The organism is Enterobacter sp. 296B2, from assembly GCF_034106185.1.
Lineage (GTDB): Bacteria > Pseudomonadota > Gammaproteobacteria > Enterobacterales > Enterobacteriaceae > Enterobacter > Enterobacter cloacae_N.
This window is the reverse complement of record NZ_JAWNCA010000033.1, coordinates 22,230-48,495: the sequence shown is the minus strand read 5'-3', so window position 1 is coordinate 48,495 and position 26,266 is coordinate 22,230. Positions and strand designations below refer to the sequence as shown.

The 26,266-nt window shown below is 55.8% G+C and carries 30 protein-coding genes and 1 pseudogene; 10 read left to right on the top strand and 21 right to left on the bottom strand.

Features of this window, described 5'->3' with window-relative positions; translation table 11 throughout:
* The first annotated feature begins 203 nt into the window (after positions 1–203).
* From URZ40_RS19880 to URZ40_RS19870, 3 genes are all read left to right on the top strand, one after another.
* A complete protein-coding gene (locus URZ40_RS19880; RefSeq protein WP_320721029.1) occupies positions 204–905 on the top strand; it encodes a phosphohydrolase in 702 nt (233 codons plus the stop codon).
* A gap of 61 nt (positions 906–966) precedes the next feature.
* Positions 967–2,382 (top strand): DNA cytosine methyltransferase, encoded by a 1,416-nt coding sequence (locus URZ40_RS19875; protein WP_320721027.1) that lies wholly within the window; start codon positions 967–969, stop codon positions 2,380–2,382.
* Positions 2,363–2,854, top strand: a complete 492-nt coding sequence (locus URZ40_RS19870) for a very short patch repair endonuclease (RefSeq protein ID WP_316379470.1) — start codon at positions 2,363–2,365, stop codon at positions 2,852–2,854. The genes URZ40_RS19875 and URZ40_RS19870 overlap by 20 nt, the downstream gene beginning before the upstream one ends.
* Here URZ40_RS19870 and yedA read toward each other — a convergent pair.
* Positions 2,826–3,740 (bottom strand): drug/metabolite exporter YedA, encoded by a 915-nt coding sequence (gene yedA, locus URZ40_RS19865; RefSeq protein ID WP_028013712.1) that lies wholly within the window; start codon positions 3,738–3,740, stop codon positions 2,826–2,828. The two genes, URZ40_RS19870 and yedA, sit on opposite strands and share 29 nt — an antisense overlap.
* Positions 3,741–3,915: 175 nt before the next feature.
* Between yedA and URZ40_RS19860 the strand changes: the two genes are divergently transcribed.
* From URZ40_RS19860 to dgcQ, 3 genes are all read left to right on the top strand, one after another.
* Positions 3,916–4,830 carry a DUF808 domain-containing protein gene (locus tag URZ40_RS19860; RefSeq protein WP_192984988.1) on the top strand — a complete coding sequence of 305 codons (915 nt, stop codon included), beginning with the start codon at positions 3,916–3,918 and terminating at the stop codon, positions 4,828–4,830.
* Positions 4,831–4,908: 78 nt separating this feature from the next.
* A complete protein-coding gene (locus URZ40_RS19855) occupies positions 4,909–5,091 on the top strand; it encodes a DUF2158 domain-containing protein (RefSeq protein WP_320721026.1) in 183 nt (60 codons plus the stop codon).
* A 73-nt stretch (positions 5,092–5,164) separates the two neighbouring features.
* Positions 5,165–6,865, top strand: a complete 1,701-nt coding sequence (gene dgcQ, locus URZ40_RS19850; protein ID WP_320721025.1) for a cellulose biosynthesis regulator diguanylate cyclase DgcQ — start codon at positions 5,165–5,167, stop codon at positions 6,863–6,865.
* Here dgcQ and URZ40_RS19845 read toward each other — a convergent pair.
* Positions 6,850–7,650 carry a mannosyl-3-phosphoglycerate phosphatase-related protein gene (locus URZ40_RS19845; protein WP_163329829.1) on the bottom strand — a complete coding sequence of 267 codons (801 nt, stop codon included), beginning with the start codon at positions 7,648–7,650 and terminating at the stop codon, positions 6,850–6,852. The genes dgcQ and URZ40_RS19845 overlap by 16 nt on opposite strands.
* A gap of 301 nt (positions 7,651–7,951) precedes the next feature.
* Positions 7,952–8,179 carry a YodD family peroxide/acid resistance protein gene (yodD, locus tag URZ40_RS19840; RefSeq protein ID WP_048959254.1) on the bottom strand — a complete coding sequence of 76 codons (228 nt, stop codon included), beginning with the start codon at positions 8,177–8,179 and terminating at the stop codon, positions 7,952–7,954.
* A 129-nt stretch (positions 8,180–8,308) separates the two neighbouring features.
* On the opposite strand from yodD, the gene dsrB reads away from it, so the two are divergent.
* Complete coding sequence (gene dsrB, locus URZ40_RS19835) at positions 8,309–8,497, top strand: protein DsrB (protein ID WP_013097741.1); 189 nt, start codon at positions 8,309–8,311, stop codon at positions 8,495–8,497.
* A 102-nt stretch (positions 8,498–8,599) separates the two neighbouring features.
* Here the strand turns inward: dsrB and rcsA are convergent, their stop codons facing one another.
* The 14 genes and pseudogenes from rcsA to fliF form a co-directional block, all read right to left on the bottom strand.
* Entirely contained in the window at positions 8,600–9,223 is a 624-nt protein-coding gene (rcsA, locus tag URZ40_RS19830) for a transcriptional regulator RcsA (RefSeq protein WP_013097740.1), read from the bottom strand.
* A 287-nt stretch (positions 9,224–9,510) separates the two neighbouring features.
* Positions 9,511–10,303: pseudogene (gene fliR, locus URZ40_RS19825) on the bottom strand (flagellar biosynthetic protein FliR); the annotation flags it as partial.
* A 7-nt stretch (positions 10,304–10,310) separates the two neighbouring features.
* Entirely contained in the window at positions 10,311–10,580 is a 270-nt protein-coding gene (fliQ, locus tag URZ40_RS19820; RefSeq protein ID WP_008500315.1) for a flagellar biosynthesis protein FliQ, read from the bottom strand.
* Between the two features lie 9 nt (positions 10,581–10,589).
* Complete coding sequence (gene fliP, locus URZ40_RS19815) at positions 10,590–11,327, bottom strand: flagellar type III secretion system pore protein FliP (protein ID WP_028013705.1); 738 nt, start codon at positions 11,325–11,327, stop codon at positions 10,590–10,592.
* Positions 11,327–11,701, bottom strand: coding sequence for a flagellar biosynthetic protein FliO (gene fliO / locus URZ40_RS19810; RefSeq protein ID WP_316379473.1), 375 nt, complete (start codon positions 11,699–11,701; stop codon positions 11,327–11,329). The genes fliP and fliO overlap by 1 nt, the downstream gene beginning before the upstream one ends.
* Positions 11,702–11,703: 2 nt before the next feature.
* Positions 11,704–12,117 carry a flagellar motor switch protein FliN gene (gene fliN / locus URZ40_RS19805; RefSeq protein ID WP_003859592.1) on the bottom strand — a complete coding sequence of 138 codons (414 nt, stop codon included), beginning with the start codon at positions 12,115–12,117 and terminating at the stop codon, positions 11,704–11,706.
* Positions 12,114–13,118, bottom strand: coding sequence for a flagellar motor switch protein FliM (gene fliM / locus URZ40_RS19800; RefSeq protein WP_028013703.1), 1,005 nt, complete (start codon positions 13,116–13,118; stop codon positions 12,114–12,116). The genes fliN and fliM overlap by 4 nt, the downstream gene beginning before the upstream one ends.
* Positions 13,119–13,122: 4 nt before the next feature.
* Positions 13,123–13,593 (bottom strand): flagellar basal body-associated protein FliL, encoded by a 471-nt coding sequence (gene fliL, locus URZ40_RS19795; protein WP_021241388.1) that lies wholly within the window; start codon positions 13,591–13,593, stop codon positions 13,123–13,125.
* Between the two features lie 106 nt (positions 13,594–13,699).
* On the bottom strand, positions 13,700–14,923 hold the full coding sequence (gene fliK, locus URZ40_RS19790; protein WP_320721024.1) for a flagellar hook length control protein FliK: 1,224 nt from the start codon (positions 14,921–14,923) through the stop codon (positions 13,700–13,702).
* Entirely contained in the window at positions 14,920–15,363 is a 444-nt protein-coding gene (fliJ, locus tag URZ40_RS19785) for a flagellar export protein FliJ (protein ID WP_006811155.1), read from the bottom strand. The genes fliK and fliJ overlap by 4 nt, the downstream gene beginning before the upstream one ends.
* A 21-nt stretch (positions 15,364–15,384) precedes the next feature.
* Positions 15,385–16,755: a flagellar protein export ATPase FliI gene (gene fliI, locus URZ40_RS19780; RefSeq protein WP_023330814.1), complete on the bottom strand. Its 1,371-nt coding sequence runs from the start codon at positions 16,753–16,755 to the stop codon at positions 15,385–15,387.
* A complete protein-coding gene (gene fliH / locus URZ40_RS19775; protein ID WP_320721023.1) occupies positions 16,755–17,462 on the bottom strand; it encodes a flagellar assembly protein FliH in 708 nt (235 codons plus the stop codon). Before fliH ends, fliI begins: the two co-directional genes overlap by 1 nt.
* Positions 17,455–18,453, bottom strand: coding sequence for a flagellar motor switch protein FliG (gene fliG / locus URZ40_RS19770; protein ID WP_008500327.1), 999 nt, complete (start codon positions 18,451–18,453; stop codon positions 17,455–17,457). The genes fliH and fliG overlap by 8 nt, the downstream gene beginning before the upstream one ends.
* On the bottom strand, positions 18,446–20,125 hold the full coding sequence (gene fliF / locus URZ40_RS19765) for a flagellar basal-body MS-ring/collar protein FliF (protein WP_116338975.1): 1,680 nt from the start codon (positions 20,123–20,125) through the stop codon (positions 18,446–18,448). Before fliF ends, fliG begins: the two co-directional genes overlap by 8 nt.
* 228 nt (positions 20,126–20,353) lie before the next feature.
* Between fliF and fliE the strand changes: the two genes are divergently transcribed.
* Both fliE and yedD read left to right on the top strand, forming a co-directional pair.
* Positions 20,354–20,668 (top strand): flagellar hook-basal body complex protein FliE, encoded by a 315-nt coding sequence (gene fliE / locus URZ40_RS19760; RefSeq protein WP_028013699.1) that lies wholly within the window; start codon positions 20,354–20,356, stop codon positions 20,666–20,668.
* A 74-nt stretch (positions 20,669–20,742) separates the two neighbouring features.
* On the top strand, positions 20,743–21,156 hold the full coding sequence (gene yedD, locus URZ40_RS19755; RefSeq protein WP_163329832.1) for a lipoprotein YedD: 414 nt from the start codon (positions 20,743–20,745) through the stop codon (positions 21,154–21,156).
* A gap of 92 nt (positions 21,157–21,248) precedes the next feature.
* Here yedD and amyA read toward each other — a convergent pair whose 3' ends face one another.
* From amyA to fliD, 4 genes are read right to left on the bottom strand one after another with little or no spacing between them, the layout of a single operon-like run.
* Positions 21,249–22,736, bottom strand: a complete 1,488-nt coding sequence (gene amyA / locus URZ40_RS19750) for an alpha-amylase (protein ID WP_320721022.1) — start codon at positions 22,734–22,736, stop codon at positions 21,249–21,251.
* Positions 22,737–22,788: 52 nt separating this feature from the next.
* Positions 22,789–23,163 carry a flagella biosynthesis regulatory protein FliT gene (gene fliT, locus URZ40_RS19745; protein WP_116338981.1) on the bottom strand — a complete coding sequence of 125 codons (375 nt, stop codon included), beginning with the start codon at positions 23,161–23,163 and terminating at the stop codon, positions 22,789–22,791.
* A 5-nt stretch (positions 23,164–23,168) separates the two neighbouring features.
* Positions 23,169–23,573 (bottom strand): flagellar export chaperone FliS, encoded by a 405-nt coding sequence (gene fliS / locus URZ40_RS19740; RefSeq protein ID WP_320721021.1) that lies wholly within the window; start codon positions 23,571–23,573, stop codon positions 23,169–23,171.
* Positions 23,574–23,594: 21 nt separating this feature from the next.
* Positions 23,595–25,019: a flagellar filament capping protein FliD gene (fliD, locus tag URZ40_RS19735; RefSeq protein ID WP_320721020.1), complete on the bottom strand. Its 1,425-nt coding sequence runs from the start codon at positions 25,017–25,019 to the stop codon at positions 23,595–23,597.
* Between the two features lie 400 nt (positions 25,020–25,419).
* Here fliD and URZ40_RS19730 point away from each other — a divergent pair, with 400 nt between their 5' ends.
* Positions 25,420–26,244, top strand: a complete 825-nt coding sequence (locus tag URZ40_RS19730; RefSeq protein WP_047362882.1) for a flagellin — start codon at positions 25,420–25,422, stop codon at positions 26,242–26,244.
* Positions 26,245–26,266: the final 22 nt, after the last annotated feature.

Genomic DNA, 26,266 nt, shown 5'->3' with positions numbered 1-26,266 from the left:
GTTAATTTGGTTCAAAATTAAATGTAATTAAATGGGTAAAAATATTTCATAATATTTCAGTTGGGCTCTTTATTTTTTTAATGAATTGATCGGTTGTATATATTGTGTGTAATTATTATTAAGTATTCCGCATTTCTATTTTTTAATTTATTTCATTTGGCTATGTTATAATTAAGCGCCCATTTTCGTAACAGGAAAGGATGATGGAACTTATACAGTGGCAGCAGCGCTTTGAATCCTGGCTTAATGAACATCACGTGACCGACGACACCGCGCACGATATTTCACACTTCCGTCGCGTCTGGATGACGGCGCAGAAAATCATGGTACATCACCCCGTCGACCCGCTGACGATCCTGACCGCCTGTTATTTTCATGACATCGTCAGCCTGCCGAAAAACCATCCTGAACGCAGCCAGTCGTCGCGTCTGGCGGCGCGCAGGGCGCGAGAGATTCTGCACCGCGATTTCCCTGACTTCCCGTCGGATCGCTACGCCGCCGTGGAGCACGCCATCGAGGCGCACAGTTTCAGCGCCGGACTGACGCCGCACACGATTGAAGCCAAAATTGTCCAGGATGCAGATCGTCTGGAGGCGCTGGGAGCGATCGGTCTGGCGCGCGTGTTTGCCGTGTCAGGCGCGCTGGGCGTACCGCTTTTTAACGCGGACGATCCGTTTGCCGACGCGCGGCCACTTGATGACCGGGCGTTTGCGCTCGATCATTTTCAGACCAAGCTGCTGCGCTTGCCTGATACAATGCAAACCGAGGTCGGGCGCGAGCTCGCGCAGCACAACGCCGATTTTCTGATTCAGTTTATGGCGAAACTCAGTGCCGAATTACAGGGCGACTGCATCGGGCTGGATAGCCAGATTCAACACCGCTTCCGTCGCAGTTTGCGAAAGTGAACTGTGGTAATCTGTTCCCAGTCTTTATTGCCCGGTTAAAAGAATGCAGGAAAATCGATCAGTGACAGAGCCCGCGTCTGAGCAGGCAGAGAAGTCAACGGCTACGGTGCAGGCATTACTGCGTCAGCTGCTGGATATTTATGACGCTAAAACGCTGGCAAACCAGCTTGTGGCGCACGGCGAGAGCCACTGGAGCCCGGCTATCCTTAAGCGGCTAGTGACCAGCGATCGGGCAGGGCGCCGCCTGAGTGAAGGCGAGTTTCGTTATCTGCAAAATCTGCTTCCGCGGCCACCTGCTGCGCACCCGAACTATGCCTTCCGCTTTATCGATCTGTTTGCCGGCATCGGCGGTATCCGGCACGGCTTTGAAGCTATCGGCGGTCAGTGCGTGTTTACCAGCGAGTGGAACAAACATGCGGTACGCACCTATAAAGCGAACTGGTACTGCGATCCGCAGGAACATCATTTCAACGCCGATATCCGCGATGTCACCCTGAGCCATAAAAGCGGCGTCACGGATGAACAGGCCGCCGAGCATATTCGTCAGACGATTCCGGCGCATGACGTGCTGCTGGCGGGCTTCCCGTGCCAGCCTTTTTCGCTGGCCGGCGTATCCAAAAAGAATGCCCTCGGACGTGCCCACGGCTTCGCCTGCGATACCCAGGGGACGCTGTTTTTTGATGTGGCCCGAATCATTGACGCCTGTCGCCCGGCCATATTCGTGCTGGAAAACGTCAAAAACTTAAAGAGCCACGACGGTGGAAAGACCTTCCGCATTATCATGCAAACGCTGGATGAGCTGGGCTATGACGTGGCCGATTCCGAGGACATGGGCGCGGATGACCCGAAAATTATCGACGGGAAACACTTCCTGCCCCAGCATCGCGAACGCATTGTGCTCGTCGGTTTCCGCCGCGATCTCAATCTGAAGGGGGATTTCACCCTGCGGGATATTCCCTCCTTATATCCCGAGCGTCGTCCAACCATTGCCGACCTGCTGGAGCCTGTGGTCGACGCAAAATTTATCCTGACGCCGATCCTGTGGAAATACCTCTACCGCTATGCCAAAAAGCATCAGGCCAAAGGCAACGGATTTGGGTTTGGCATGGTGAACCCAAACGATCCGCACAGCGTGACCCGCACGCTGTCCGCTCGCTACTACAAAGACGGCGCGGAAATACTGATCGACAGAGGCTGGGATAAAGCGCTGGGCGAGAAAGATTTCGACGATCCGCAAAACCAGCGTCACCGTCCGCGGCGCCTCACGCCGCGGGAGTGCGCCCGGCTGATGGGCTTTGAAACGCCACAGGGCTACCGTTTCCGCATTCCGGTTTCGGACACTCAGGCTTACCGTCAGTTTGGTAACTCGGTGGTGGTGCCCGCGTTCGCGGCGGTGGCAAAACTGCTGGCCCCGCGCATCAGACAGGCGGTGGCGCTCCGCCAGGGTGAGGCCGTCAATGACGGACGTTCACGATAAGGCCACGCGGAGCAAAAACATGCGTGCCATCGGCACGCGTGACACCGCGATAGAAAAGCGTCTGGCCGGTCTGCTGACACAGGCGGGCTTCGACTTTCGCGTGCAGGATCCCGCACTTGCGGGTCGCCCGGATTTCGTCATTGACGCGTATCGGTGCATCATCTTTACCCACGGCTGTTTCTGGCATCATCACGACTGCTACCTGTTTAAAGTTCCTGCGACGCGCACCGATTTCTGGCTGGAGAAGATTGGCAAGAACGTTGAACGAGACGCGCGGGATCTTGCCACGCTTGTCGCGCAGGGCTGGAGGGTGCTGATCGTCTGGGAATGTGCGCTGAAAGGGCGGCTGAAGCTGAACGATGCCGATCTGAGCGAACGGCTGGAAGAGTGGATCTGCGGCGGCGGCGAGGCCGCGCAGATCGACACGCAGGGGATCCACGCGCTTACGGTTTCTCCACCTCGCAAGGCGTAACCACGGGCTTTGCCGGCAGCAAATATTTGCCTAAGGTCACCAGCACGACGGCAAAAACAATCACCCCTAAAGCTAACCACTCAACCGGAGAGAGCGTTTCACCGCCAAGCCCGGTGCCAAGCAGCACGGCCACGACCGGGTTGACGTAGGCATAGCTGGTGGCGACCGCCGGAGAGACGTTACGGATCAGGAACATATAGGCGTTGATGGCGATGATGGAGCCGAACAGCGCCAGGTAACCTACCGCCAGGAAGCCCGACAACGGCGGCAGGGTAGTCAGCTCCTCGCCCGTCAGGGCTGAGGCCAGCAGCAGCACAATCCCAGCCGCAAGCATCTCAATTGCCCCCGCCATCATGCCGGTCGGCAGCTCGATACGAGAACCGTATACGGAACCGAACGCCCAGCTCATCGAGCCAATAAGGATAATCACTGCGCCCCACGGATTCCCGCTCAGGTTACCGCCGCTGTTGAGCAGAATAATGCCGGCAAGGCCGATGCCAATCCCCAGCCACTCCAGCTTGCGGGTGCGGATGCCGAAAAGGCGGCTGAAGCAGAGGGTAAACAGCGGTACGGTGGCAACGACCACGGCGGCGATCCCAGACGGTACGTTCTGGTGCTCGGCAATGGTCACAAAGCCATTACCGACCGCCAGCAGCAGCAGGCCGATCAGAGCGGCGTTCAGCATTGGGCGAAGCGGAGGAAGCTTATGCCCGCGCAGCAGCAGGAAGGCCAGCAGCAGCACGCCCGCCGAGAGGAAGCGAATGCCTGCCATCATCAGCGGCGGCCAGCTTTCTACGCCGATGCGAATGACAAAGTAGGTGGAACCCCAGATGATATACAGCGAAAAAAGTGCCCCAATAAGCGGAAGCAGTTGCCGGAAACGCATAATCCCTCACGACGAAATAAAAAGGTCGCTGATAGTAAACGCGAAAACTATCGCGCTGGCGAGCCCTTTAATTGTGTAGTTGATGTGAAATTTTTGTTGACGCAAGGTGCCTGTTTCCGCGATTGCGCTTTTGCTCCATACTATTCACTTAATTACCAAAAAAAGAAGGATCACCATTTTGGCAGGAAGTAGCTTATTAACATTGCTGGATGATATTGCCACCTTACTGGATGATATTTCCGTGATGGGGAAACTGGCGGCGAAGAAAACCGCAGGGGTGCTGGGGGACGATCTCTCGCTTAACGCTCAGCAGGTGAGCGGGGTACGGGCTAACCGTGAGCTGCCGGTGGTGTGGGGCGTGGCAAAAGGCTCGTTTCTGAATAAAGTGATCCTGGTGCCGCTGGCGCTGCTGATCAGCGCATTCATTCCCTGGGCCATCACGCCGCTGCTGATGATTGGCGGGGCATTTCTATGCTTCGAAGGCGTGGAGAAGGTCCTGCACTCTTTGAGCTCTCGCAAGCAGAAGGATACCCCGGAGGCGCGTCAGCAGCGCCTTGAAGCGCTGGCCGCGCAGGATCCGAAAGTCTTCGAGCGCGATAAAATCAAAGGCGCCATTCGCACCGACTTTATTCTTTCAGCAGAGATCGTTGCCATTACGCTGGGCATTGTCTCCGACGCACCGCTGCTGAATCAGGTGCTGATCCTTTCCGGGATCGCCATTCTGGTTACGGTAGGCGTCTACGGCCTGGTCGGTCTGATCGTGAAGCTCGATGATATCGGCTACTGGCTGGAGGAGAAATCAAGCGCGGTGGCAAAAGGCATCGGCAAGAGCTTACTGACGCTGGCGCCGTGGCTGATGAAGAGCTTGTCCGTGGTGGGCACCCTGGCGATGTTCCTCGTGGGCGGCGGTATTGTGGTTCACGGCATTGCTCCGCTGCATCATGCTATCGAACATTTCTCCTCGGCGCAGGGGAGCGTGGTGGCCGCTATTCTGCCGACGCTGCTTAATCTTGTGCTGGGCTTTATCGTTGGCGCTATCGTGGTGGCAGCGGTGAAACTGGTTGAAAAAATGCGCGGTACAGCGCACTAATTGTTACCCGTCGCAGGATGCAAAAAGACCATTCCTCGTCTAAATTGAAACAGTTTCACCCTGATACAGGAGGCAGGTATGGTCTTTTTGGTCAGTGATGAAGTTAAGCCTAAGAAGGGCGGCCCACATATGATTGTCACCGGGTATTCCAGCGGAATGGTGGAGTGTCGGTGGCACGATGGCTTTAGCGTCCAGCGGGAAGCATTTCGTGAAGATGAGCTTCAGCCGGGTGACGGGCAGCACAAGCGGGACAAGGCTTAATCACATAACGCCCGGCTTTGCCGGGCGTTTTTTATCTCCAGTACCGGGTGTAGGCAGTTGTCAGGGAGTATGTGTGCAGCGCGATACCTTTGTTGTAAGACAATCTTTTCTGCAATGGCTGCATAAGCGTAGCAATCCGGGGTTGATTGTTAATCTCTGTTTTCTGATCGTTCTGGTGTTTTCCACTCTCCTGACCTGGCGTGAGGTGGTGGTGCTTGAAGAGGCCTACATTTCCAGCCAGCGGAACCATCTGGAAACCGTGGCCAGCTCGCTGGACAGGCAGTTACAGAACAGCGTGGACAGGATGCTGCTGTTCCGGCAGGGCATACGCGATGCGATCCAGATGCCGCTGGCGTTTGATGTCCTGCAGAATGCCGTGTCGCGCTTCAACACCGTCCGCAAGCAGCCTACCTGGCAAATCGCCGTTGATAAAAAGCGGACCCTGCCCATTAACGGCGTTTCGGATGCGTTCGTCGAAAAAACCACGCTTCTGAATCGTGACCCTGACCGCATCAGTCATGAAATTTCTGCCGCGCTCGAAGTAGGGTATCTGCTCAGGCTGGCGTCCACGCGAGCGCAAACGGAATCACGCGCGACCTACGTCTCCCGCGCCGGTTTTTTCCTTTCCACGGATACGCCGGACCTGGCGGGCGACATCACCTCCCGCTATTACCATCTGGTCACGCAGCCCTGGTTTACCCAGCAGTCAGAGCGCAACAACCGCGCCCGCGCGGTGCGCTGGTTCATCTCTACGCCTTCCTCATGGACCGGGGAGGAACGCACGATCGCCGCCAGCGTGCCCATCTATTTCGACCATTACTGGTACGGCGTTGTAGCGATGGATTTTGCGTTGAGCACGATGCAGCGCCTGCTGGCTGACGCGACGGAAGACCGGACGGAAGGGGAGTATCAGCTGTACGACACTCGCCTCAATATGATTGCCACTTCTGACCGTTCAGAAAAACCGGTTAACCATTTTGATGAACGCGAAACGGCGCAAATAGCGCAGGCGATTGAGAACGATACCGGCGGTGGGATCCGCCTTGGAAGCCGTTTTGTCAGCTGGGAGCGGCTCAACCACTTCGATGGCGTCGTCTTGCGGATCCACACCCTGCATGAAGGGGTACAAGATGACTTCGGCAGTATCAGTATTGTGCTGGCGCTGATGTGGGCACTCTTTACCGCCATGCTATTGATCTCGTGGCTGGTTATCCGTCGGATGGTCAGCAACATGTATACGCTCCAGCACTCGCTCCAGTGGCAGGCCTGGCATGACCCGCTCACCCGCCTGAATAATCGCGGCGCGCTGTTCGATCGCGCAAAACTGCTGTCGGAAACCTGTCGCCAGCAGTCGCTGCCGTTCTCGGTTATTCAGATCGATCTCGACAATTTTAAAAGCATTAACGACCGTTTTGGCCACCAGGCCGGGGATAAGGTGCTCTCCCACACGGCAGGGTTGATTGCCAGTACGTTACGCAAGAACGATGTGGCAGGACGCGTGGGCGGGGAAGAGTTTTGTATCGTTCTGCCGGGGCTTGGTCTTGAGGAGGCGAGAGGCGTCGCGGAGCGTATTCGTTGCCGAATCAACAGCAAGGAGATTCTGGTGAAGAAGAGTATGACCCTGCGCATCAGCGCGTCACTCGGCGTCAGCAGCGCGCAGGAAAACGAAAACTACGATTTCGAACAGCTGCAGTCCGTGGCGGATGCCCGGTTATACAATGCAAAACAGGGCGGACGTAACCGGGTTGTCTGGCACGATCATGACAAAAAGTGATCCAGCCCCTCCTGCCAGCCGAGCGGTCCCGCCTGCCGGGTGTGATAAACCCGGCTGGGGCTATCGTCCCGTAACCTAATACCCTGGCGGTTTATGCCCTTAATCACCACCGCGAAGTCCACGCTGTCCAGCAACGGCGCGTCGTTTGGCCCATCGCCGAGCCCCAGAGTGGTGGGTTCAATATTTTCCCGTTCACGGTACTGCGCGATAAGCCAGTTAGCCGCAACGTCCTTACCGCAGCCGGCATCCAGAATGTGCCAGAAACGTGCTCCCTGCAGGCATTTCAGTCCGCGCTGCGCCAGCGCCGCTTCAAACCGGGCCATGGCTTCGTCGGAATCACGCCAGATGAGCGTGACGGAGGCGTCGTGCTTACGGGCAAGCGCCGCCCGGTAGCGGGTCAGCCCCGTCCATTCGCTGATGACGCGTTCGTCCACGTCGTCAAAGGTGGTGAATTTGAAGCCTGACTGCTGGCGGATTTGCTCAATAAGCGGATGAATCTCCCGGTGCGTCATGCCGTTGATGTGACGCTGACCCATTTCCCAGCGTACGTCAGGCTGAACCACCGCGCCGTTCTCAGCGATAAAAGGTAAGCCTTCGAGACCTAAATCCTGCTGGATATCCAGCATCTCTGCCGCGCTTTTGCTGCTGCAAAGAATCACCGGTACCTGGTTATCCTGCAGTTTATCGAGCCACGGCATCGCGGGCTGCCACTCATAGGTATGAATATCCAACAGCGATCCATCCAGATCGGAAAAAATCAGCAGGGGACCCTGGAGTGAAAGCATAGTAACTCCCGAAAACGAATGAGCCTTAATCTAAGAATATTCCTAAAAAATTATCTACGCTTAAACCGGATTCAGGAGAACCGATCCAGCCAAACCCGCATTCGGCGTATGTTGTTGCTCATAACCAAAACGATTATGTTAAAAATATTATATTCACTGTAAGAATATATGCTTGTCATGCAAAATCGTTGGGGATAGTGTTGTTTGTACATCAGATTTCCTGGTGTAACGAATTTTCAAGTGCTTCTTGCATAAGCAAGTTTTGATCCCGGCCATCCCCATGACCGGGATTTTTTTCGTGCTAACGATTTGCTTCAGACACGCTAAAGTCATGAATATCTAGCTCGAAGGCCTCCGCCAGCTCGCGATAGGTGTGATAATCCCTCCCGTTAACAATGACGTGGTCCGAACCATCGTCCGTGCGGCGGACTTCTGACTCACTGATCTCATTGATGGCGGCCAGCAGGGCATCGACATCCACCTCAACTTCGCGCTTGATGGTGTCGCTGTACTCTTTATCGGTCTTCATTACGGGGTTCCTCATTCAACCGTGTCCAACGCTAAGTATAGACTGTGTATAAAAACGCCATTCACGCCGTGCGGCGATGTGTGTTTTTGCGTTTTGTTCTACACTGGCTCAAAACCAGAGGAGGAATGTATGAAGGTCAACGATCGGGTAACCGTTAAAACGGACGGTGGGCCGCGCCGCCCGGGGGTGGTGCTGGCAATTGAAGAGTTTAGTGAAGGCACAATGTACCTGGTCTCACTGGAAGATTACCCGCTCGGCATCTGGTTTTTTAACGAGCTGGGGCATCCGGACGGCATTTTTGTTGAGAAAGCGGAGTAGTACGGCGTCGGGTGGCATTGCGCGTGCCCGACTACGTCCGCAAAAGCAAAAATCTCTGGCCAGGCCAGAGATCAAAGGTAGGGTGCAAAGGGTTTTAAGCCACTAACGCATGTTGACGAAAATCCCGTTCGTCACATTATCGGTCAGACGTACCACGTGATAGATCACTTGCTTATTATGCGTTTTAATTTTCCTTTTAATATTTCCTTTGTGTGATGAAACGGTTTTCGCTTTAATATTCATCTGGTCGGAGATCTGAATAGTTCCTTGTCCCGCCATCCACATTCGCAGCATGCTTGATTCAGTCCTGCTTAATGAAAGGGTGGGTAAGTTAACCGCTCCTACATTTTTAACTTCTTTATTCAAATAATCACCCAGAATGTCATCCAGCGACTCGGGTTTAATCGACTTAGAACTAATCAATAAATTTTTACGGACCAACAAATACTCATCGAAATGGATATTCGCGATCGCCATAAAAACAATAAACAGGGTTTTTGGATGCTGATTAATGATTTGCTTAATGTGCTGACTGTTGGCTGGATCGTGAATGAAACAGTCCTCATTAATAAACACCACGCCTGGTTTGAGTTCGTCACAAGCGGCTGCGAGTTCTTCAACGGTGTGTGCATCGTTGATGTCTCTCTTTCTTACCCCTCTGCTTGCCAGGTACCCGGTTAACCCTAGCCGGGTGTAGCTGCATAAATCCATAATGATCGTTGACATGGCATACCCTCACTCAATGCGTAACGATAATTCACCATCTGCCTGAGAGCTCAAAACAGCCATACGGGATGGAAAAAAATAATAAACCTGTGAGCATGACAAAGACTTTCAGGCGGACTCACTATCCCGTAAAGTTACGTATAATTTGCCAGGAATCTTCTTAAAGTAAAGTAAATATTAAGTATTGTGAGATGGTTAGAAACATTTAAACCGCGTCAGATATATCCTGGAAGATGTTTTTCGCGTTTTATTTTAGGAATATCCTCAGAAAGACAATAGCGAACGTGAGGACTATTATTTACGTGGCAATTCGCTGACAATATCCGCTAACAGATTGAATATCTCGCCGAATAAATGTTCACAGAAGGGGGCGATAAGGGGCATCAGTAATGACATTAATAAAATTCCGACCGTCAAGGTCAGCGGAAAACCAATCACAAACACCGAGAGCTGCGGTGCCATTCTGTTCAGTAAACCTAATGCCAGGTTGACGGTAAGCAGCAGCGTGATGATCGGCAGAGCCAGCATCAGACCGTTGAGGAAAATCAGCCCCGCCGCGCGGGTAAGCGCGAGGAAGGCGTTGCTGTTGACCGGGTTATCACCAATCGGCAGCGTATGGAAGGTATCTACCAGCATGGAGATGAGCCACAGATGGCCGTTGAGCGACAGGAACAGCAGCATGGCGAGCAGATCGATGATGCGCGCCAGCACCGGCATGTTGAGATGGCTGCCGGGATCGACAAACGTGGCGAATGATAGCCCCATCTGCAGGCCAATCAACTCACCAGCCGTGCGCACGGCGGCGAAGGCGAGCTGCATGGTAAAGCCCACGGCGACGCCAATCATCACCTGCTGCAAAGCGACCCATATCGCGTTAGCCGAGAAGATGGGAATATTCACAGGTGGCAGGGAAGGGGCAACGATAATGGTGATGATAATGCCCAGCCCCACCTTGACGCGCTTGGGGATCGATTTCTCGCTGAGTATGGGGGCGGTGGAGATCAGCGCCAGAATGCGCAGCATCGGCCAGAAATAGACGCCGAGCCACTGAACCCACTGGTCACTGGTGAAGTGCAGCATCGTCAGGTCAGCCGATGATGTACGGCAGATTGGTAAACAGGTTGCGCATATAGTCCAGCAGCAGGTTCAGCATCCACGGCCCGGCCACGATAATCGCCACGAAGACGGCGATGATTTTCGGGATAAACGACAGCGTCATTTCGTTAATCTGCGTGGCAGCCTGAAGAATACTGATAATCAAGCCGGTAACCAGCGCGACAAGCAGCAGCGGCGCGGCAACGGCAATGGCGATTTTCATCGCTTCCGTGCCCATCATCATGACCGATTCGGGTGTCATTGCCGTTCCTTAACTGTAAAAACTCTGCGCCAGCGAACTGACCAGCAGCTGCCAGCCATCGACCAGCACAAAGAGCATGATCTTAAAGGGCAGGGCAATGGTGGCCGGCGGCACCATCATCATCCCGAGCGCCATCAGGACGCTGGCGATCACCAGGTCGATAATCAGGAACGGAATAAAGATGGTAAAGCCAATCTGGAACGCGGTTTTCAGCTCGCTGGTGACATAGGCCGGCAGCAGAATCCGCATCGGCACCGCTTCCGGCCCCTGAAGCTCGCCGGTGTTGGACAGTCGAGCGAAAAGAGCCAGGTCCGCTTCGCGCGTCTGACGCAGCATAAATTCCCGCAGCGGCTGCGCGCCTTTTTCCAGCGCTTCCTGCATCGAGATTTTGTCTTCGCTGAACGGCTGGTAGGCGTCGGTATAAATTTTGTCGATCACCGGCGACATGATGAAAAAGGTCAAAAACAGAGCTAAGCCCAGAAGCACCTGGTTTGGCGGCGCCGAAGGGGTGCCCAGCGCGTTTCGCAGCAGACCAAAGACGATGATGATGCGGGTGAAGCTGGTCATCATCAGCAGGATGGCCGGAATAAAGGTCAGCGAGGTGATGAAGACCAGCGTCTGAACCGGGAGCGACCAGCTCTGGCCGCCACCCGCAATCGGCGTTGAGACCAGACCGGGCAGCTGTGCATAAACCGCAGGAGCAAACAGGCCAACGCCCGCAAGCGTAAGGGATAACAAACGGCGCATCAGGATCTCCCGGAACGCTTAAGCAAACTCTTCATGACGGACTGAAAATCCGCAGGGGCTTGTGCGCGCTCGTCCACCGTGACCGGGGCGGGCGGCAGTTTATGTAATACGTTGATGTTTGAGCCGGTTACGCCCAGTACCAGACGCGCATCTTCCACATCGATAATGACCACGCGTTCGCGCGGCCCAAGGGGAGTGCTGGCGCTGACCTTCAGGCCGCGGGTGCTGGCAGTTTTACCCGCCAGACCAAAACGCTTCGCCAGCCAGGCGGCAATAAGAATAAAGGCAATAATACCGAACAACGCCCCGCTCACCTGGAGCAGCGGGGAGCCGGGAACGGCGGACGGTGGTGATATTGTTGCCTGGGTTTTCATACTTAACGGCTCAGACGACGCATGCGTTCAGACGGGGTAATGATGTCGGTGATGCGCACGCCGTATTTGTCGGCAACCACCACCACTTCACCCTGAGCAATCAGATAGCCGTTGATCAGAATATCCAGCGGCTCGCCGGCCAGACCGTCAAGGGCCACGACCGAACCCTGCGTCAGACGCAGCAGCTCTTTAATGGTCATCCGGGTGCGCCCCAGCTCAACGGTCAGCTTGACCGGGATGTCCATAATCAGGTCGATATCCTGCAGCGTGCCGCTGACGTCACCGCCGCCTAACTGCTGGAAGACCGCGTCCGCCGCGCTTTTTGTCGGAGTCGTTTTTTGCTCGTTTAACGCGTCAGCCCACAGATCGTCCAGTGCTCCGCTGTTTTCATCGGACGGATTGTTCATGTCACTCATTTGGGCTGTTCCTCATTCAGCGAATTCAAAATCGGGTTGATCAAGTGCTCAACGCGTAACGCATACTGACCGTTAATCGTGCCGTACTGGCTTGTGAGTACGGGGACACCATCCACGTGGGCAATAATGCGGTCGGGTTTGTCTATCGGCAAAACGTCGCCGGGTTGTAATTTCAGGATCTGGGATAACCGCATCGAGATGTCGGCAAAGTTTGCCACCAGCTCCAGCTGGGAGTGCTGCACCTGGCGCACCAGGTTTTCACGCCAGTTCTGATCTTCGTTGCGCGAGTTCTCCAGCGGCGGGTTAACCAGCAGCTCGCGCAGCGGTTCAATCATGCTGAACGGCAGGCAGATGTTGAATTCGCCGGTCAGGTTACCGATCTCCACGTGGAACGGCGTATTGACGACGATATCGTTCGGGGAGGTGGTGATATTGGTAAATTTCACCTGCATCTCAGAACGGACGTACTCCACTTCCAGCGGGTTAATCGCTTTCCACGCGTCGCTGTAGGACTCCAGCGCCAGCTTCAGCATGCGGTTAATGACGCGCTGTTCGGTGTGGGTAAATTCACGGCCTTCCACTTTGGTCGGGAAACGACCGTCGCCGCCGAACAGGTTATCCACCGCAATGAACACCAGGCTTGGCGAGAACACCACCAGACCGGTGCCGCGAAGCGGCTTCAGATGAATCAGGTTAAGGTTGGTTGGCACCGGCAGGTTGCGGGCAAACTCATGATACGGCTGAATGCGGATCGCACCGACCGTGATATCCGGGCTACGACGCAGCAGGTTAAACAGCCCCATACGGAACTGACGTGCAAAACGTTCGTTAATGATCTCCAGCGCCTGCAGACGTTCACGGACTACGCGACGCTGGGTATTGGGATCGTAAGGACGAATATTATCGTCGCCGGTGAGACCCGGTTGCGGATCATCACTCTTATCGCTGTCGCCGTTAAGCAGCGCGTCGATTTCTGCCTGAGAAAGAATACTGTCGCCCATGTCGTTACCGCAGAATAAAGGCTGTGTACAGAACGTCAGTGACTTCCTGCTTAGGTTGACCGTTTACCAGCGGGGTGGCCAGCGTCTGCTTGATGGCGTCGACCAGCTTTTGCTTACCCACGTCGGTAGCCAGCGCGGAGGCGTCCTGACGAGAAAACAGCAGGAGAAGGCGGCTACGCACTTCCGGCAGATAATCGTTCAGGCGCGCGCGGGTCGCTTCGTCCTTCAGGCGCAGCGTAATACCGACATACAGCACACGATCCGCATCACCGAGGTTAACGGTGAAGGTGTCCAGAGGGAAAAAGACCGGCGCCGGCGGTGGAGCAGGTTCGGCTTTGGCCGCAGCGGTAGAAGGTTCCTGCTGCATACGCCAGTAACTATAGCCCGCGGTAGCGCAGGCGGCGAGCGTGATCAACACCAGCAGCGGGATCCAGATGGAACGCTTGCTTTTTTTGGTGATAGCGGAGTCTGTCATCTGATACGAGCTTCCTGTTTCGGTACAGCTTAATAAGGTGATTATCCCGTGTCCTGCCGTCGTCAAAGCGTGGAAAAGACGGGGATAATCACGCTACCTCTGGCGTTTAGGCGAAGATGTCTACGGCACCGTTACCGCGCGCCGCGGATTGCAGGGCGGCAGGAACCGGCAGGAGCTCATCGCTCTCTTCATTAAAACCGCCGTGCTGGCCGGAACGCGAGGCCTGATGCTGCTGGGATGAAGACTGCTGCTGACCGGCGAAACTCTCGCTGCTGACGCTACTCTGAGAAAGCTGAATGCCGTTCTCCGCCAGCGAGGTCCGCAGGACCGGCAGCGCGGCCTCCAGCGCTGCGCGCACATGGCTGTGCGCAGAGACCATCTGCAGCTGTGCCTGGTTGTCGTCCAGCTTAAGCGAGATTTGCACCTGGCCCAGATCTTCCGGGTGCAGGCGCAGCTCCGCCGTCTGCTGGCCCTGCTTAGTGAACAGGGTGATGTGCTGGCTCAGGGACTGCTGCCATTCGTGGGTGCCCAGAGGCTGGCTTAGTACCGGCGCGGTGGCAACGGTGGCGGCTGGCTGGCTGATAGCATGGCTGGACATAATCGGTGCCAGGGTCGCGGTTGGCGAAGATGACGAGGAAGAATTGGCGAACTCCTGCTTCTCTGCGGCCACGACTGGCGTGGCAGGCGCGTTGTCTGAGAGATCCGGACCGTTGTTTTTCGCCTGGCTCTGATAGGACGCAGAAAGCTGCGCTTTATCATGGCTTCCCGCAGGCGCGTTCAGGGACGGCTGGCCCGCACCGTTTGGTGAAAGCGTTGCTGAATTCAGCGCTGAGGGAGCGGAAACGCCGTCGCTGCCAGCCGCACGAGAGGCGGTAGTCTGCTGGTGCGGCAGCATCGCCATCAGCGCGCTTAACCCGGCCAGCTCTTCTTCGCTCAGTTCGCTTTGACCGTCATCTTTGCCGTTGGCCGCAGTGAGCGTCTTCAGCGCGTCGCCCTTTGACAGCGGCACCAGCCCGGAAACCAGGGTTTCAAACGGCGCGGACTCGGTCGTTTCAACGCCATTCAGCGCAGGCTGACGCGCGAGCAGATCGGCAATTTTGGCCTGCAGAGCGGTATCGCCTTTGGCTTCCAGCGCAACTTTCGACAGCTTGCCGCCGGCGGCTTTCAGGTCCGCCAGGGTGAGCGGCGCATCGTTACCTTTGCCCGTTGCGTCCGTCAGGGCGCTCGCCAGCAGGGAGAGAAAGTCTTGCGCACCCTCGGTGCCTTTCCCTGTTTGCATCGCGCCTGACAGGTCGCTGTCGCTCATCAGCAGTTGTTGCAGTGTGATCATTCCGGTTTCCTCATTGATGCGCGCTGGGCAAACTCATCCATTTTCTTCTGATCCAGGCGGTTTTCCGCCAGGGTCGAGGCTGCAATCTGCCGGTCCTGTAAGGTTTGCCAGGCCTGCAGCCTCTGTTTTTTCTCGCGCCAGAAATTCAGCGCGGTATCGACTTTTTGGGTCCACTGGTTTAGCTGCTGACGGTGCTGCTCTATCGCCTTTTCCAGCGTCTGGATAAACTGCTGATAGTTAATCCAGCGCTGGCTGCCAATGCCCTGCGTCATATCGGTATTGAGGTTGGTGCGATATTCATGCTGATAGTCGATTAACATCTTCAACTGTTCTTCAGCCTGCTGGCACCCGCGTCGCATTGCGCCAAGCTGCAATGCGGCATCATCAACTTCTTTTTCAGCCAGATCTTTCAGCGTTGATAACGCGCTGTTTTGCGCCATGACCTTCGCCCTCCACCTGTGTTACACCTGCGGGAAAATCAGCTCCAGCGCCTGGATTGAATCTTCCCAGTCGGCACGTTCAAAAATGCCCTGTTGTAAAAATGCCTCCAGCTGCGGCCACAGGCTAATCGCCTTGTCGAGCATCGGGTCGCTGCCTTTGGCATACGCCCCCACGCTGACCAGATCGCGGTTGCGCTGGAAGCTGGAAAGCAGTTGTTTAAAGTTACGCACGCGGGCGTAGTGCTTCTCGGTAATCAACGCCGTCATCGCACGGCTGATAGACGCTTCAATATCAATCGCCGGGTAGTGCCCGGCTTCGGCCAGGCGGCGCGACAGCACGATATGGCCATCCAGGATCGCGCGCGCGGAGTCGGCAATCGGGTCCTGCTGGTCGTCGCCCTCGGTCAGTACCGTATAGAACGCGGTGATAGAGCCGCCGCCGCTGATGCCGTTCCCCGCACGCTCGACCAGCGCCGGAAGTTTGGCAAAGACCGAAGGCGGATAGCCTTTGGTCGCCGGCGGCTCGCCGATAGCCAGCGCGATTTCACGTTGCGCCATCGCATAGCGGGTGAGGGAGTCCATGATCAGCAGCACGTGCTTGCCGCGGTCACGAAAATCTTCGGCGATACGGGTGGCGTAGGCGGCACCCTGCATACGCAGCAGCGGCGACACGTCCGCCGGTGCGGCAATAACCACCGAGCGGGCGCGGCCTTCCGCACCCAGAATGTTTTCGATGAAATCTTTTACTTCGCGACCACGCTCGCCGATCAGCCCCACGACGATCACGTCGGCCTGGGTATAGCGCGCCATCATGCCGAGCAGGACGGATTTCCCGACACCTGATCCGGCAAACAGGCCCATGCGCTGCCCGCGACCTACGGTGAGCAGGGCGTTAATCGGACGCACGCCGGTATCCAGCACGTGCTCAATAGGGGTACGCTGCAGGGGATTGAACGGCTGAGTGATTAGCGCGCCGGTTTCGGTGGTGTCCGGCGCGGGCAGGCCATCAAGCGGCTTCCCGCTGCCGTCCAGCACGCGGCCCAGCAGGGCAGGGCCAAGCGGCAGCTGTTTCCCGCTTTGCAGCCCGTCGCCGCTGATATTCTTCGCATAGACGCGCGCGCCGGGCAGAATGCCTTCCACCTCTTCAAGCGGCATCAGGAACAGGCGCTGGCCGTTAAATCCGACCACTTCGCTTTCGACTTCACGCGTCTCCTGACCATCCTGACGCTCAATGACGCAGGTTGCCCCCAGCGGAAGCTGCAGGCCGGTGGCCTCAAGTACCAGACCGGTGGCGCGCGTCAGTCGCCCATAACGACGAACGGATGGCAGTTGTGCCATCTTCGTCTCAAAGTTGTCGAGCGTGGTGAGCCAGCGGGTGAGGCGCGCGGTCATCAGACGACTCCCGGTGCCGCCAGGCGGCACAGTTCCTGCCAGCGGGTGGCGACGCTGGCATCCAGGTCGCCTTCATCGGCAGAGACTTTGCATCCGCCGTGGTGTAATGACGGGTCGCCGCGCAGACGCCAGCCGTGCAGGCTAAGCGTTGCGCCCAGGCTCTCTTCAACGCGCTGCAGATCGTCCGGGTGGACGCGCAGCTGCGGTTTGCCGCTGAACAGCGGCTCCTGCTGAAGCAGACCCTGAATTTGTTTGATCAGCGCGGTGTTATCCACCACGGGCGTCTGGCCGATAACCTGACGCGCCGCTTCCAGCGCCATCTGCATCAGACGCGAGGCAATCACGCTGTCCAGCGCGTCCAGCGTGTGCTGGAACTCGCTGACCAGCTGCTGCATGCGGGCATGGATCGGCGCCTGCTGCTGGCGCGCCTGATCGATGCCGTGCTCCAGCCCTTTCGCCAGACCTTCCTGGTACCCCAGATCGTGACCCTTCTGGCGGCCCTCGTTCAGGCCAGTATTGTAGCCCTGCTCGTGCGCCTGCATTTGCAGCTGCGCCAGCATCTGCGCTTGCTGCTCTTCTTCGCTCAGCTCAGGCTGTTCGACGTCCGCGTCGGCCTCTGCGGGCGAAACCACCGCGGGCGAGAATTCGGCAAGGGGAGGGGCCAGATCGTCCGGGGTCCAGCGCTTCCACGACAGCTCATTAGACATAGGTGTCGTCTCCGCTGCCAATCACCATCTCGCCGGTTTCCGCCAGACGACGAACAATAAGCAGGATCGCTTTCTGCTCGTTTTCCACCTGAGACAGACGCACCGGGCCACGGTTGGCAAGGTCGTCGCGCAGGATATCGGCCGCACGCTGAGACATGTTGCGCAGGAACTTCTCGCGCAGAGGCTGCTCGGCACCTTTGAGGGCAATAAGCAGCGACTCGGAGTCCACTTCCTGGAGCAGACGCTGGATGCTGCGATCGTCCACTTCGACCAGGTTTTCGAACAGGAACATCTCGTCGATGATTTTTTGCGCCAGCTCGCCGTCGAATTCGCGAACCGCCGTAATGACCGCCTCTTCCTGCTGCGTTTTCATCAGGTTGATGATTTCCGCTGCCGTTCTCACGCCGCCCATTTTGCTGCGCTTGAGGTTCTGACCGTCGAGCAGGTTGTTCAGCACTTCGGTCAGCTCCGCCAGCGCGGCCGGCTGGACGCCGCCGAAGGTCGCGATACGCAGCATCACGTCGTGACGCAGACGCTCCTCGAACAGGGCCAGAATATCGGCAGCCTGGCCACGTTTGAGGTGAACCAGGATGGTGGCGATAATCTGCGGGTGCTCGTCGCGAATAAGGTCGGCGGCACTCTGCGGCTCCATAAAGTTAAGCGTTTCGATACCGCTGGCGGTATCGCGCGTTTCCAGAATATCTTCCAGCAGGCTGGCCGCGCGCTCTTCGCCCAGCGCCTTGACCAGCACGGAGCGCAGGTAGTCGTTGGCGTTGACGTTGAGCGCCGCAAACTGTTCGGCTTCCTGCTCAAATTCCGACAGCACTTCGGTCAGCTGCTTGTTGGAGATCTGACGCACGTTGGCCATCGCCGCACTGAGAATTTGCACTTCTCGCTGGGAGAGGTGCTTAAACACCTCTGCCGCGCGGTCTTCGCCAATGGTCATCAGCAGGATGACGCTTTTATCGGTGCCCGTAAGCGTATTACTCATGTTCGTTACCCATCCACTGGCGGATGACCAGCGCCACGACGCGCGGATCGTTATCTGACATTTCGCGAATGCGCTGGCTCATGACCTCGGCGCCCATGCGCTGGTTAGCACGACGCTGCTGCATCTGTTCATCTTTGCTGAGGCGAACTTCAACCGCTTCTTCCGTTTCCTGACGCGCAGACATCTGTTCGCGAGCCACTTTTTCGGCTTCTGCGCGGCGCTGAAGCTGAGGGCGTACGCCCTTACGCCACAGCAGCCACGCGACAATCAGCACCAGCAGCCAGCGTCCTGCGGACATCAGCTGGTCGATAAACGCCTGCTGTTGCCAGAACGGCAGCTCGCCGCCGGTCTCTTCAACCGAGTTGAACGGTGAGTTGACCACGTTGAGAGTATCGCCGCGCTTCTCGGAGTAACCCATCGCTTCACGGGTCAGGTTTTCAATCTGCTTCATCTGCTCGGCGGTCAGCGGCAGCGGTTTGCCATCCGCCAGCGTTTTGTAGTTCACCACCACCGCAACGGAAAGACGCTGAATATCGCCCACGTTCAGTTTAGTGTGGCGGATCGTCCGGTCCACTTCGTAGTTCGTGGTTTCGTTGCGGCTGCTGGAGCGCGGGCCTGCGTTACTGGTCGTTGAGGTGGTCTGCTGATTATTTTGCTGACCGTTCTGCTGATTGGCCGGTGGCGTGGAAATCGGCGCCGCGTTAGCCGGAGCAGGCTGGTTAGAGAGCGCGCCCGGCACGCCGCCAGGGTAAGCCCCACCCACCTGTTCGCTGGAGTTGATCTGACGTGAACGCATCACCGCCTGAGCCGCATCGCCGTTCGGGCTGTATTGCTCTTCGGTTTGTTCTTTATTAGAGAAGTCAATCTGCGCGGTCACCTGGGCATGCACGTTACTGTTGCCCACTACCGGGCCGAGGATCGCTTCGATGCGGCGCTGGAGACGGCTTTCAACGTCGGCGGCGTATTTCAGCTGCGCGTCGTTCAGGTCACGCCCGGCGGTATTGGATTGGGTCAGCAGATGTCCGCTTTGGTCCACCAGCGTTACGTTACCCGGCGGCAGGCCGGCGACGGCGCTGGAGACGAGATGCGTCACCGCGCTGATTTGCCCTTCGTCCAGCGCGCGGCCAGGCTCAAGGTTCACGGTAACGGATGCCGAAGGGGATTTCTGTTCACGAACGAATAAAGAAGGTTTAGGCATTGCCAGGTGCACGCGGGCACTCTTCACCGGGCCTAACGTTTCAATGGTGCGGGCCAGCTCGCCTTCCAGCGCACGCTGGTAGTTCACCTGCTCGCTGAACTGGCTGATACCAAACTTTTCCTGATCCAGCAGCTCAAAACCGACCGCGCCGCCCTTTGGCAGGCCCTGCTGTGCCAGACGCAGACGAAGCTCGTGCACCTTATCTGCCGGCACCTCAAGCGCACCGCCATTATCGGCAAAGCGATAAGGGATATTCATCTGGGTAAGCTGGGTGACGATGGCGCCGCCATCCTGATCGGAAAGGTTGCTGTAGAGCGTGCGGTAATCAGGGCTTTTCGCCCATAAAACCATCGCTACAAGGATCGCAATTGCGGCAGCGCCTGCCACGATCAACGGGATTTTAGGATTCGCGCGAAGGCGGTTCATCCACTCGAGTGATTTATTTTGTGGCGCTGTCGATGCTGCTGCACTCATTGCGCACCTCTTAAATCCTGGTGGTTTACGTTATTCGTGTAGAGAAACAAAACTGACTCCCGGGTCGGCAAACACGACAAAAGTTCCATATTGATGGCCCTGCCATTATTTGACGATTCCGGATTTTCTATGCGTCAAATAACCTGGTTTTTTCACGCTATTTACCGCCATTATCTTATTGACAAGCTGTTAGTCTTGACCGCGTAAAAAACCATCCAGGGGAGAGTCATGGCTATACAGGGCATTGAAGGGGTAATCAGTCAGTTGCAGGCAACGGCGATGACGGCCCGTAATCAGAATGTGGCAGAACAACAGCCGACCATCAGCTTTGCGGGGCAACTGCACGCCGCTCTTGACCGTATCAGCGATACCCAGACCGCTGCGCGTACGCAGGCGGAGAAGTTTACCCTCGGCGAGCCGGGCGTGGCGCTGAACGATGTGATGACCGATTTGCAAAAAGCCTCGGTTTCTATCCAGATGGGGATCCAGGTGCGTAACAAGCTGGTGTCGGCGTATCAGGAAGTGATGGGGATGCAGGTTTAAGCCCCGTCGATCTTCGCTGGCGGCCTCTGCGCTTTAATGCCACAATATTTTTTTCTTCGAATGCAGGAAAGATGATGAAAAAAATAGCAATTGCTGGCGCGCTGCTGGCACTGACCGGGTGCGTTCAGGTCGATAACTATAATGATGTGATCAAGCATCCCGTCCCGGCGAACCTGGCGGGATACTGGCAGTCGAAAGGGCCGCAGAGCAGCCTGGTCAGCCCTGAAGCGATTGCCACGCTGGTGGTCACGGAAGAGGGCGATACGCTGGACTGTCGCCAGTGGCAGCGCGTGATTGCCGTGCCGGGTAAGATCATGCTGCGCTCAGACAGCTATTACAACGTTACCCGCAAGCTGGATATCTATCCGCTGGATCGCGACGGCTCAACGCTGGAGTATGACGGGATGGAGCTGCAAAAGGTTGACCGCCCAACGGTGGAATGTGCTGATTATCTGAGCAAGAATCCGCTGGAGAGTAAACTGCCGTAGCCGTTTGTTGCCGGGTGGCGCTGACGCTTACCCGGCCTACGGGACGGGAATTTGTAGGCCGGGTAAGGCGAAGCCGCCACCCGGCATTGTTTCTACAGTACTTCCTCAATCACCCACACGCTAACGCTTCCCCCTTTGCAGGTAAAGGTGCCTTCGCCATCCGCCGCGGTGGTGACCGTTTCTTCACGGTTGCCGAGAAAATCCCGCCACGTTTTGTTGCCGTAGTTTTCCCCCAGGCAAATCACCTTCTCGCCGTCGTCACCGTTCGACATGACCACCACGCAGCCGGGATCGTCCTCGGTGCCGCTGCGGCTGAAAGCGATGCAGTTTGGATGGTCAAAAAACAGCGTCTGCACGCCGTGGGCAAAGCGCTGGCGGGCAAGGATCAGCTCGTGGAGCTGCTCAATAACCGGCATGTCGATGTGATAGGTCTCGCCATCGCCTCCCGTATCGTCATAGCTGGCGCCGAACAGATCCGGATAGAAAACGCTCGGCACGCCGTTTTCCCGCAGCAGGATCAGCGCATACGCCAGCGGTTTAAACCAGGCTTCCACCGGCGCTTCCAGCGCCTGTAGAGGCTGCGTGTCATGGTTAGCGACGAGGGTGACCGCATGAAACGGATCGGCCTCCACCAGCGTGCCGGTGAAGATTTGGCTCATGTCGTAATCCCGACCCTGACGTGACGCTTCGTGGAATTTCATCTGCAGGGGGGCATCAAAGAGCATGGTTTTACCGTCGACCTGGTCAATATAGGCCTGCAGTTTGTCCACCTCGTGGGACCAGTATTCCGCCACGATAAATAACGGCTGTTCGGCAACTTCCTGTACATGCTCAATCCACTCTTTATAAAACCAGGCCGGAATATGCTTGACGGCGTCCAGACGAAAACCGTCGCAGCGCGTCTGTTCCATGACCCAGCGGGCCCAGTATTTGATCTCCTCGGTGACGGCGTGATTGCGAAAGTCGATATTTTCGCCCATCAGGTAATCGAAGTTACCCATCTCATCGTCGACCTGGTCGTTCCAGCCTTCGCCGGTGTAGTCGTTGACGATTTTAAAGATGCCGTCTTCATCGGGATTCTCAATATGGTCGACGCCGCTGAAGCATTTGTAATCCCAGATAAACTGCGAATATTGCCCGGCGCGGGCAGGGAAGGTGTAGCGTGTCCACGCTTCGCACTCGACGATCTCATCGTCGATTTGCGTGCGATCCTGCTCGTTCACGCGCTGAACACGGACAGGCTCTTTCTCATCTGCCCCCATTTTGTGGTTCACCACCACGTCCAGCAGTACGGCAATGTCGTTGCTTTTAAGGGCGTCGATGGCCTCCAGCAGCTGCGCTTTGTCACCGTACTTTGTGGCGATACTGCCTTTCTGATCAAATTCGCCGAGGTCGAACAGATCGTAACAGTCATAGCCAACCGAATACCCGCCGGAAGCCCCTTTATAGGCGGGCGGCAGCCAGATCATATTGATGCCGATTTCATTAAGATTGGGGGCTAACGCCGTGACTTCTCGCCACAATTCACCGCCAGCGGGGTAATACCAGTGAAAGCATTGTAACAGGGTGGGGTTTTTCATCGTCCGTGCTCCAGAAGCCATTTGGCAGACTTCTGGAGTATGGATGAAGAAATCATAATTGTGTGTCGCGGGTAACACTTTCTGGATAAAGAATATTCCCTGACAGCTTTCCATAGGTAGAGGTGATGGATTGCTGTTTACCGGTCTGATCGATGAGATTACGCAGTTCGTCCATCCGTACTTTCAGCAGGGCCTTTAACGTATTCTCATTGTCGAGGATCATCTCCAGCAGCGCACGCGCTTGCTCAACCTGAGCCGGGGGGCATGACATGATGGGCGTTTGCGAAATCTTTTCCACCAGTTGAACGTAATGCATTTCCTGCTCAATAAGCGCATCCCATTGACCAGAATGTGCGAGATTTAGCATAGCAATGCTCTGAGCATGTAACGCCTGCCAGTGGCTAAGCGCTGCGCTGGGATTATTCATCAAAATTATCCTGAAATAGAGGACGCATTGGGGCCGATTTGCTTCCACGCATCCGCAATGTTGTTTAATAAACCCTCGACTTCAACAATTGCGTCTACGTCGTTACTGACGTTCGCCAGTAATAAACGTCGAACCATATATTCGTACAAGGAGGCAAGATTACTGGACAGATCGCTCTCAACCTCCATGTTCAGTCCTGCTTTTAAACCGTTGTCGATGATGTTAATGGCTTTCGATAACGCTTCGCCTTTTTCACGAATTTGTCCGGCTTCCATGAACAAACGCGCACGGACGAGGGCGCTATGCGCCCCGTCGAACAACATGACAATCAGCTGGTGTGGACTGGCATTCATAACAGCGCTTTCTACTCCTATCTGCTGATAGGATTGAACACCAGAGGTCTTATACATATCCACTCCTGAAGGCTACGACTATTTTTGTGAGAACTGTTGGGTCAGGTAGTTGGCCGTACTGGTCATTTTGGTGACTAATACGTCCAGGCTGGTGAACTGCGCTTTGTAACGCGCCATGGTCGCATCAATAGAGGCTTCCATAGAATCGTAACGTTCGCCCAGGGTTTTCAGCGTTTTGTTAATACCGTCTTTCGCGTTCTGGATCACACCCGCGCTGCCGGTGCTGGTGCTGAGCATGGTGGTCAGCGTGTTGTTCATCTGGGTCGCCAGACCGGTTTTCTTTCCGTCACCGATAAAGTACTGCTGTACGGCGGTCGGGTTGTCGGTGAGCGCTTTTTTCAGCTTATCGGTATCCACCTTCAGGTTACCGACCGTACCGTCTGCGCCTTTCACCGGATCCTGGGTAATCCCGAGTTGAGCCATGATCTGAACGGAGCCGGCCTGCACTTCGGTCAGCAGACCGCGCAGCTGAGACTGGATCCCGCGCACGTTTGCATCCCCGACAAGCGCGCCGTTGCTGGCTGACTGGCCGCCAGAGCCAGCGTCGACCGGCACATATTTGGTCAGGCTATTAATGGTGGACTGCAGCGAGTTATACGCGGTTACCCAGTCCGTTACGGCTTTCTGGTTCGCATCCGTGGCGCGCGTCACTTCCAGCATTTCATCCGCTTTACTTTCTGCCTTCACGGTGAAGGTCATGCCGGGCAGCGCATCGGAGATGGTATTCGATTGACGCTCAATCTTGATGTCGTTCACGACGACAATCGCGTTCTGTGCCGCGGTATTTACCGTCAGCGCGCCGGTTTTGGCGGTTGAGTCGTAGCCGATGGCGCTTTGCAGCTTGTCGTCCCCGGTTACGCTGATGGTCATCTCGCCATCCGTACCGGTGGTTTTCGATGACAGCATCAGGCGATAATCGCCGTCTTTCGCCTTGATTACGCTGGCGGTGACGTTGCCGTTCGCTTTATTGATCGCGCTCGCGATCCCGGCCAGCGACGTATCGCCATCGGCCAGGTTCACCTCTAAAGGCGTTTTTGTACCCGGCTGGGTAATCGTAATTTTACGCGTCGTGCCGGTCGTATCGCCCAGCAGCTCCGTGTTGGTGGTATAGGAGCCCGTCGTGAGCGCCTGTGCTTTTGCCACCTGGTTGACGTTAACCACATAAGAGCCGACGGATGCGTCAGCGGTAGTGGTTGCCGTAAAGGCCGTGTTGGTGCTGCTTACGGCAGTTGAGTTCCATGTGGTCGCTTTACCCAGCGCAGCGGTCGCAGTCTGCAGCGAGGTCATGGCACTCTGCAGCTTGCCGTACGCGCTCAACTGTGCGTTATACGTCGATTGCTGGGTAGTAATCGTCGTCAGCTTGGTTCTTTCTGCTGCGTCCAACTGATTATATAAATCCCCGAGTCCTGCAGAACCTATCCCGAGGTTACTGATAGTAGCCATGTATATTTTCCTTAAATACGAAAGTAGTTCAGGACTCTTATCGGCCTCGAATAGTAAAAGTTTACGATGGTGAGAAAAAAATAATCCAAAGAATAGGCATGTCCTGGCGCGGTAAATGAAACGATTGCACTTTGGGACGATTTTTTAGCGCGTCAATAACACGGATAAGTGTGTGCCTTTTTTGGCATATTCCACGTAATAAAAAGACCTAAATAATAACCTTATGATAAACCTTAATTGATTTTTTAAAAATAAAATCATTAATAATCATTGAGTTATAATTTTTTCGAAATTGATTCTAAAGTCTTTTCGGGACCCGTCGATAACCTTGTTGACGGTGAGAGACGCTGTGAGTGTTAGGCACCGGACCTAAAACCCAATTTTTGAAGGAAAGAAAATTATGGCAGTTATCAATACTAACCTGTTGTCCCTGACTACTCAGAACAACCTGAACAAATCTCAGTCTTCTCTGGGCACTGCTATTGAGCGTCTGTCTTCAGGTCTGCGTATCAACAGCGCGAAAGACGATGCCGCTGGCCAGGCGATTGCAAACCGCATGACCGCTCAGATCAAAGGTATGACTCAGGCAGCACGTAACGCCAACGACGGTATCTCCATGGCGCAGACTGCTGAAGGTTCCCTGAACGAAATCAACAACAACCTGCAGCGCGTTCGTGAACTGGCTGTTCAGGCAAGCAACGGCACCAACAGCACCTCTGACCTGGCCTCTCTGCAGGATGAAGTTACCGCTCGTCTGGCTGAAATCAACCGTGTTGCCAGCAAAACCGACTTCAACGGCATCAAACTGCTGGATGGTTCTGCTGGTACTGCTGGTGTGGTTAAAATTCAGGTTGGCGTAAACGACGGCGACACCATCGATCTGGATCTGAGCGGTGCTAAAGCTGACACCACCACTCTGGGTGTGAACGCAATCGACCTGAAAGCAATGACTGCTACCGATCTGGACACCATTGACAAAGCAATCGCTAAAGTTGATACCGCTCGTTCCGGTCTGGGTGCTGTGCAGAACCGCTTCACTTCTGCAATCAACAACCTGAACAACACCTCTAACAACCTGTCTGCTGCTCAGTCCCGTATCCAGGACGCTGACTACGCAACTGAAGTTTCCAACATGTCCCGCGCGCAGATCCTGCAGCAGGCTGGTACTTCTGTTCTGTCTCAGGCAAACCAGGTTCCACAGACCGTTCTGTCTCTGCTGCGTTAATATTACGCATCAAACCCCGCTT

Bases quoted from the DNA above. Each gene is read 5' to 3' on its own strand.
- URZ40_RS19880 (WP_320721029.1), top strand. From the start codon at position 204: ATGGAACTTATACAGTGGCAGCAGCGCTTTGAATCCTGGCTTAATGAA.
- URZ40_RS19870 (WP_316379470.1), top strand. From the start codon at position 2,363: ATGACGGACGTTCACGATAAGGCCACGCGGAGCAAAAACATGCGTGCC.
- yedA (WP_028013712.1), bottom strand. From the start codon at position 3,740: ATGCGTTTCCGGCAACTGCTTCCGCTTATTGGGGCACTTTTTTCGCTG.
- URZ40_RS19855 (WP_320721026.1), top strand. From the start codon at position 4,909: ATGGTCTTTTTGGTCAGTGATGAAGTTAAGCCTAAGAAGGGCGGCCCA.
- URZ40_RS19845 (WP_163329829.1), bottom strand. From the start codon at position 7,650: ATGCTTTCACTCCAGGGTCCCCTGCTGATTTTTTCCGATCTGGATGGA.
- yodD (WP_048959254.1), bottom strand. From the start codon at position 8,179: ATGAAGACCGATAAAGAGTACAGCGACACCATCAAGCGCGAAGTTGAG.
- dsrB (WP_013097741.1), top strand. From the start codon at position 8,309: ATGAAGGTCAACGATCGGGTAACCGTTAAAACGGACGGTGGGCCGCGC.
- rcsA (WP_013097740.1), bottom strand. From the start codon at position 9,223: ATGTCAACGATCATTATGGATTTATGCAGCTACACCCGGCTAGGGTTA.
- fliQ (WP_008500315.1), bottom strand. From the start codon at position 10,580: ATGACACCCGAATCGGTCATGATGATGGGCACGGAAGCGATGAAAATC.
- fliP (WP_028013705.1), bottom strand. From the start codon at position 11,327: ATGCGCCGTTTGTTATCCCTTACGCTTGCGGGCGTTGGCCTGTTTGCT.
- fliO (WP_316379473.1), bottom strand. From the start codon at position 11,701: ATGAAAACCCAGGCAACAATATCACCACCGTCCGCCGTTCCCGGCTCC.
- fliN (WP_003859592.1), bottom strand. From the start codon at position 12,117: ATGAGTGACATGAACAATCCGTCCGATGAAAACAGCGGAGCACTGGAC.
- fliM (WP_028013703.1), bottom strand. From the start codon at position 13,118: ATGGGCGACAGTATTCTTTCTCAGGCAGAAATCGACGCGCTGCTTAAC.
- fliL (WP_021241388.1), bottom strand. From the start codon at position 13,593: ATGACAGACTCCGCTATCACCAAAAAAAGCAAGCGTTCCATCTGGATC.
- fliK (WP_320721024.1), bottom strand. From the start codon at position 14,923: ATGATCACACTGCAACAACTGCTGATGAGCGACAGCGACCTGTCAGGC.
- fliJ (WP_006811155.1), bottom strand. From the start codon at position 15,363: ATGGCGCAAAACAGCGCGTTATCAACGCTGAAAGATCTGGCTGAAAAA.
- fliI (WP_023330814.1), bottom strand. From the start codon at position 16,755: ATGACCGCGCGCCTCACCCGCTGGCTCACCACGCTCGACAACTTTGAG.
- fliH (WP_320721023.1), bottom strand. From the start codon at position 17,462: ATGTCTAATGAGCTGTCGTGGAAGCGCTGGACCCCGGACGATCTGGCC.
- fliG (WP_008500327.1), bottom strand. From the start codon at position 18,453: ATGAGTAATACGCTTACGGGCACCGATAAAAGCGTCATCCTGCTGATG.
- fliF (WP_116338975.1), bottom strand. From the start codon at position 20,125: ATGAGTGCAGCAGCATCGACAGCGCCACAAAATAAATCACTCGAGTGG.
- fliE (WP_028013699.1), top strand. From the start codon at position 20,354: ATGGCTATACAGGGCATTGAAGGGGTAATCAGTCAGTTGCAGGCAACG.
- yedD (WP_163329832.1), top strand. From the start codon at position 20,743: ATGAAAAAAATAGCAATTGCTGGCGCGCTGCTGGCACTGACCGGGTGC.
- amyA (WP_320721022.1), bottom strand. From the start codon at position 22,736: ATGAAAAACCCCACCCTGTTACAATGCTTTCACTGGTATTACCCCGCT.
- fliT (WP_116338981.1), bottom strand. From the start codon at position 23,163: ATGAATAATCCCAGCGCAGCGCTTAGCCACTGGCAGGCGTTACATGCT.
- fliS (WP_320721021.1), bottom strand. From the start codon at position 23,573: ATGTATAAGACCTCTGGTGTTCAATCCTATCAGCAGATAGGAGTAGAA.
- fliD (WP_320721020.1), bottom strand. From the start codon at position 25,019: ATGGCTACTATCAGTAACCTCGGGATAGGTTCTGCAGGACTCGGGGAT.
- URZ40_RS19730 (WP_047362882.1), top strand. From the start codon at position 25,420: ATGGCAGTTATCAATACTAACCTGTTGTCCCTGACTACTCAGAACAAC.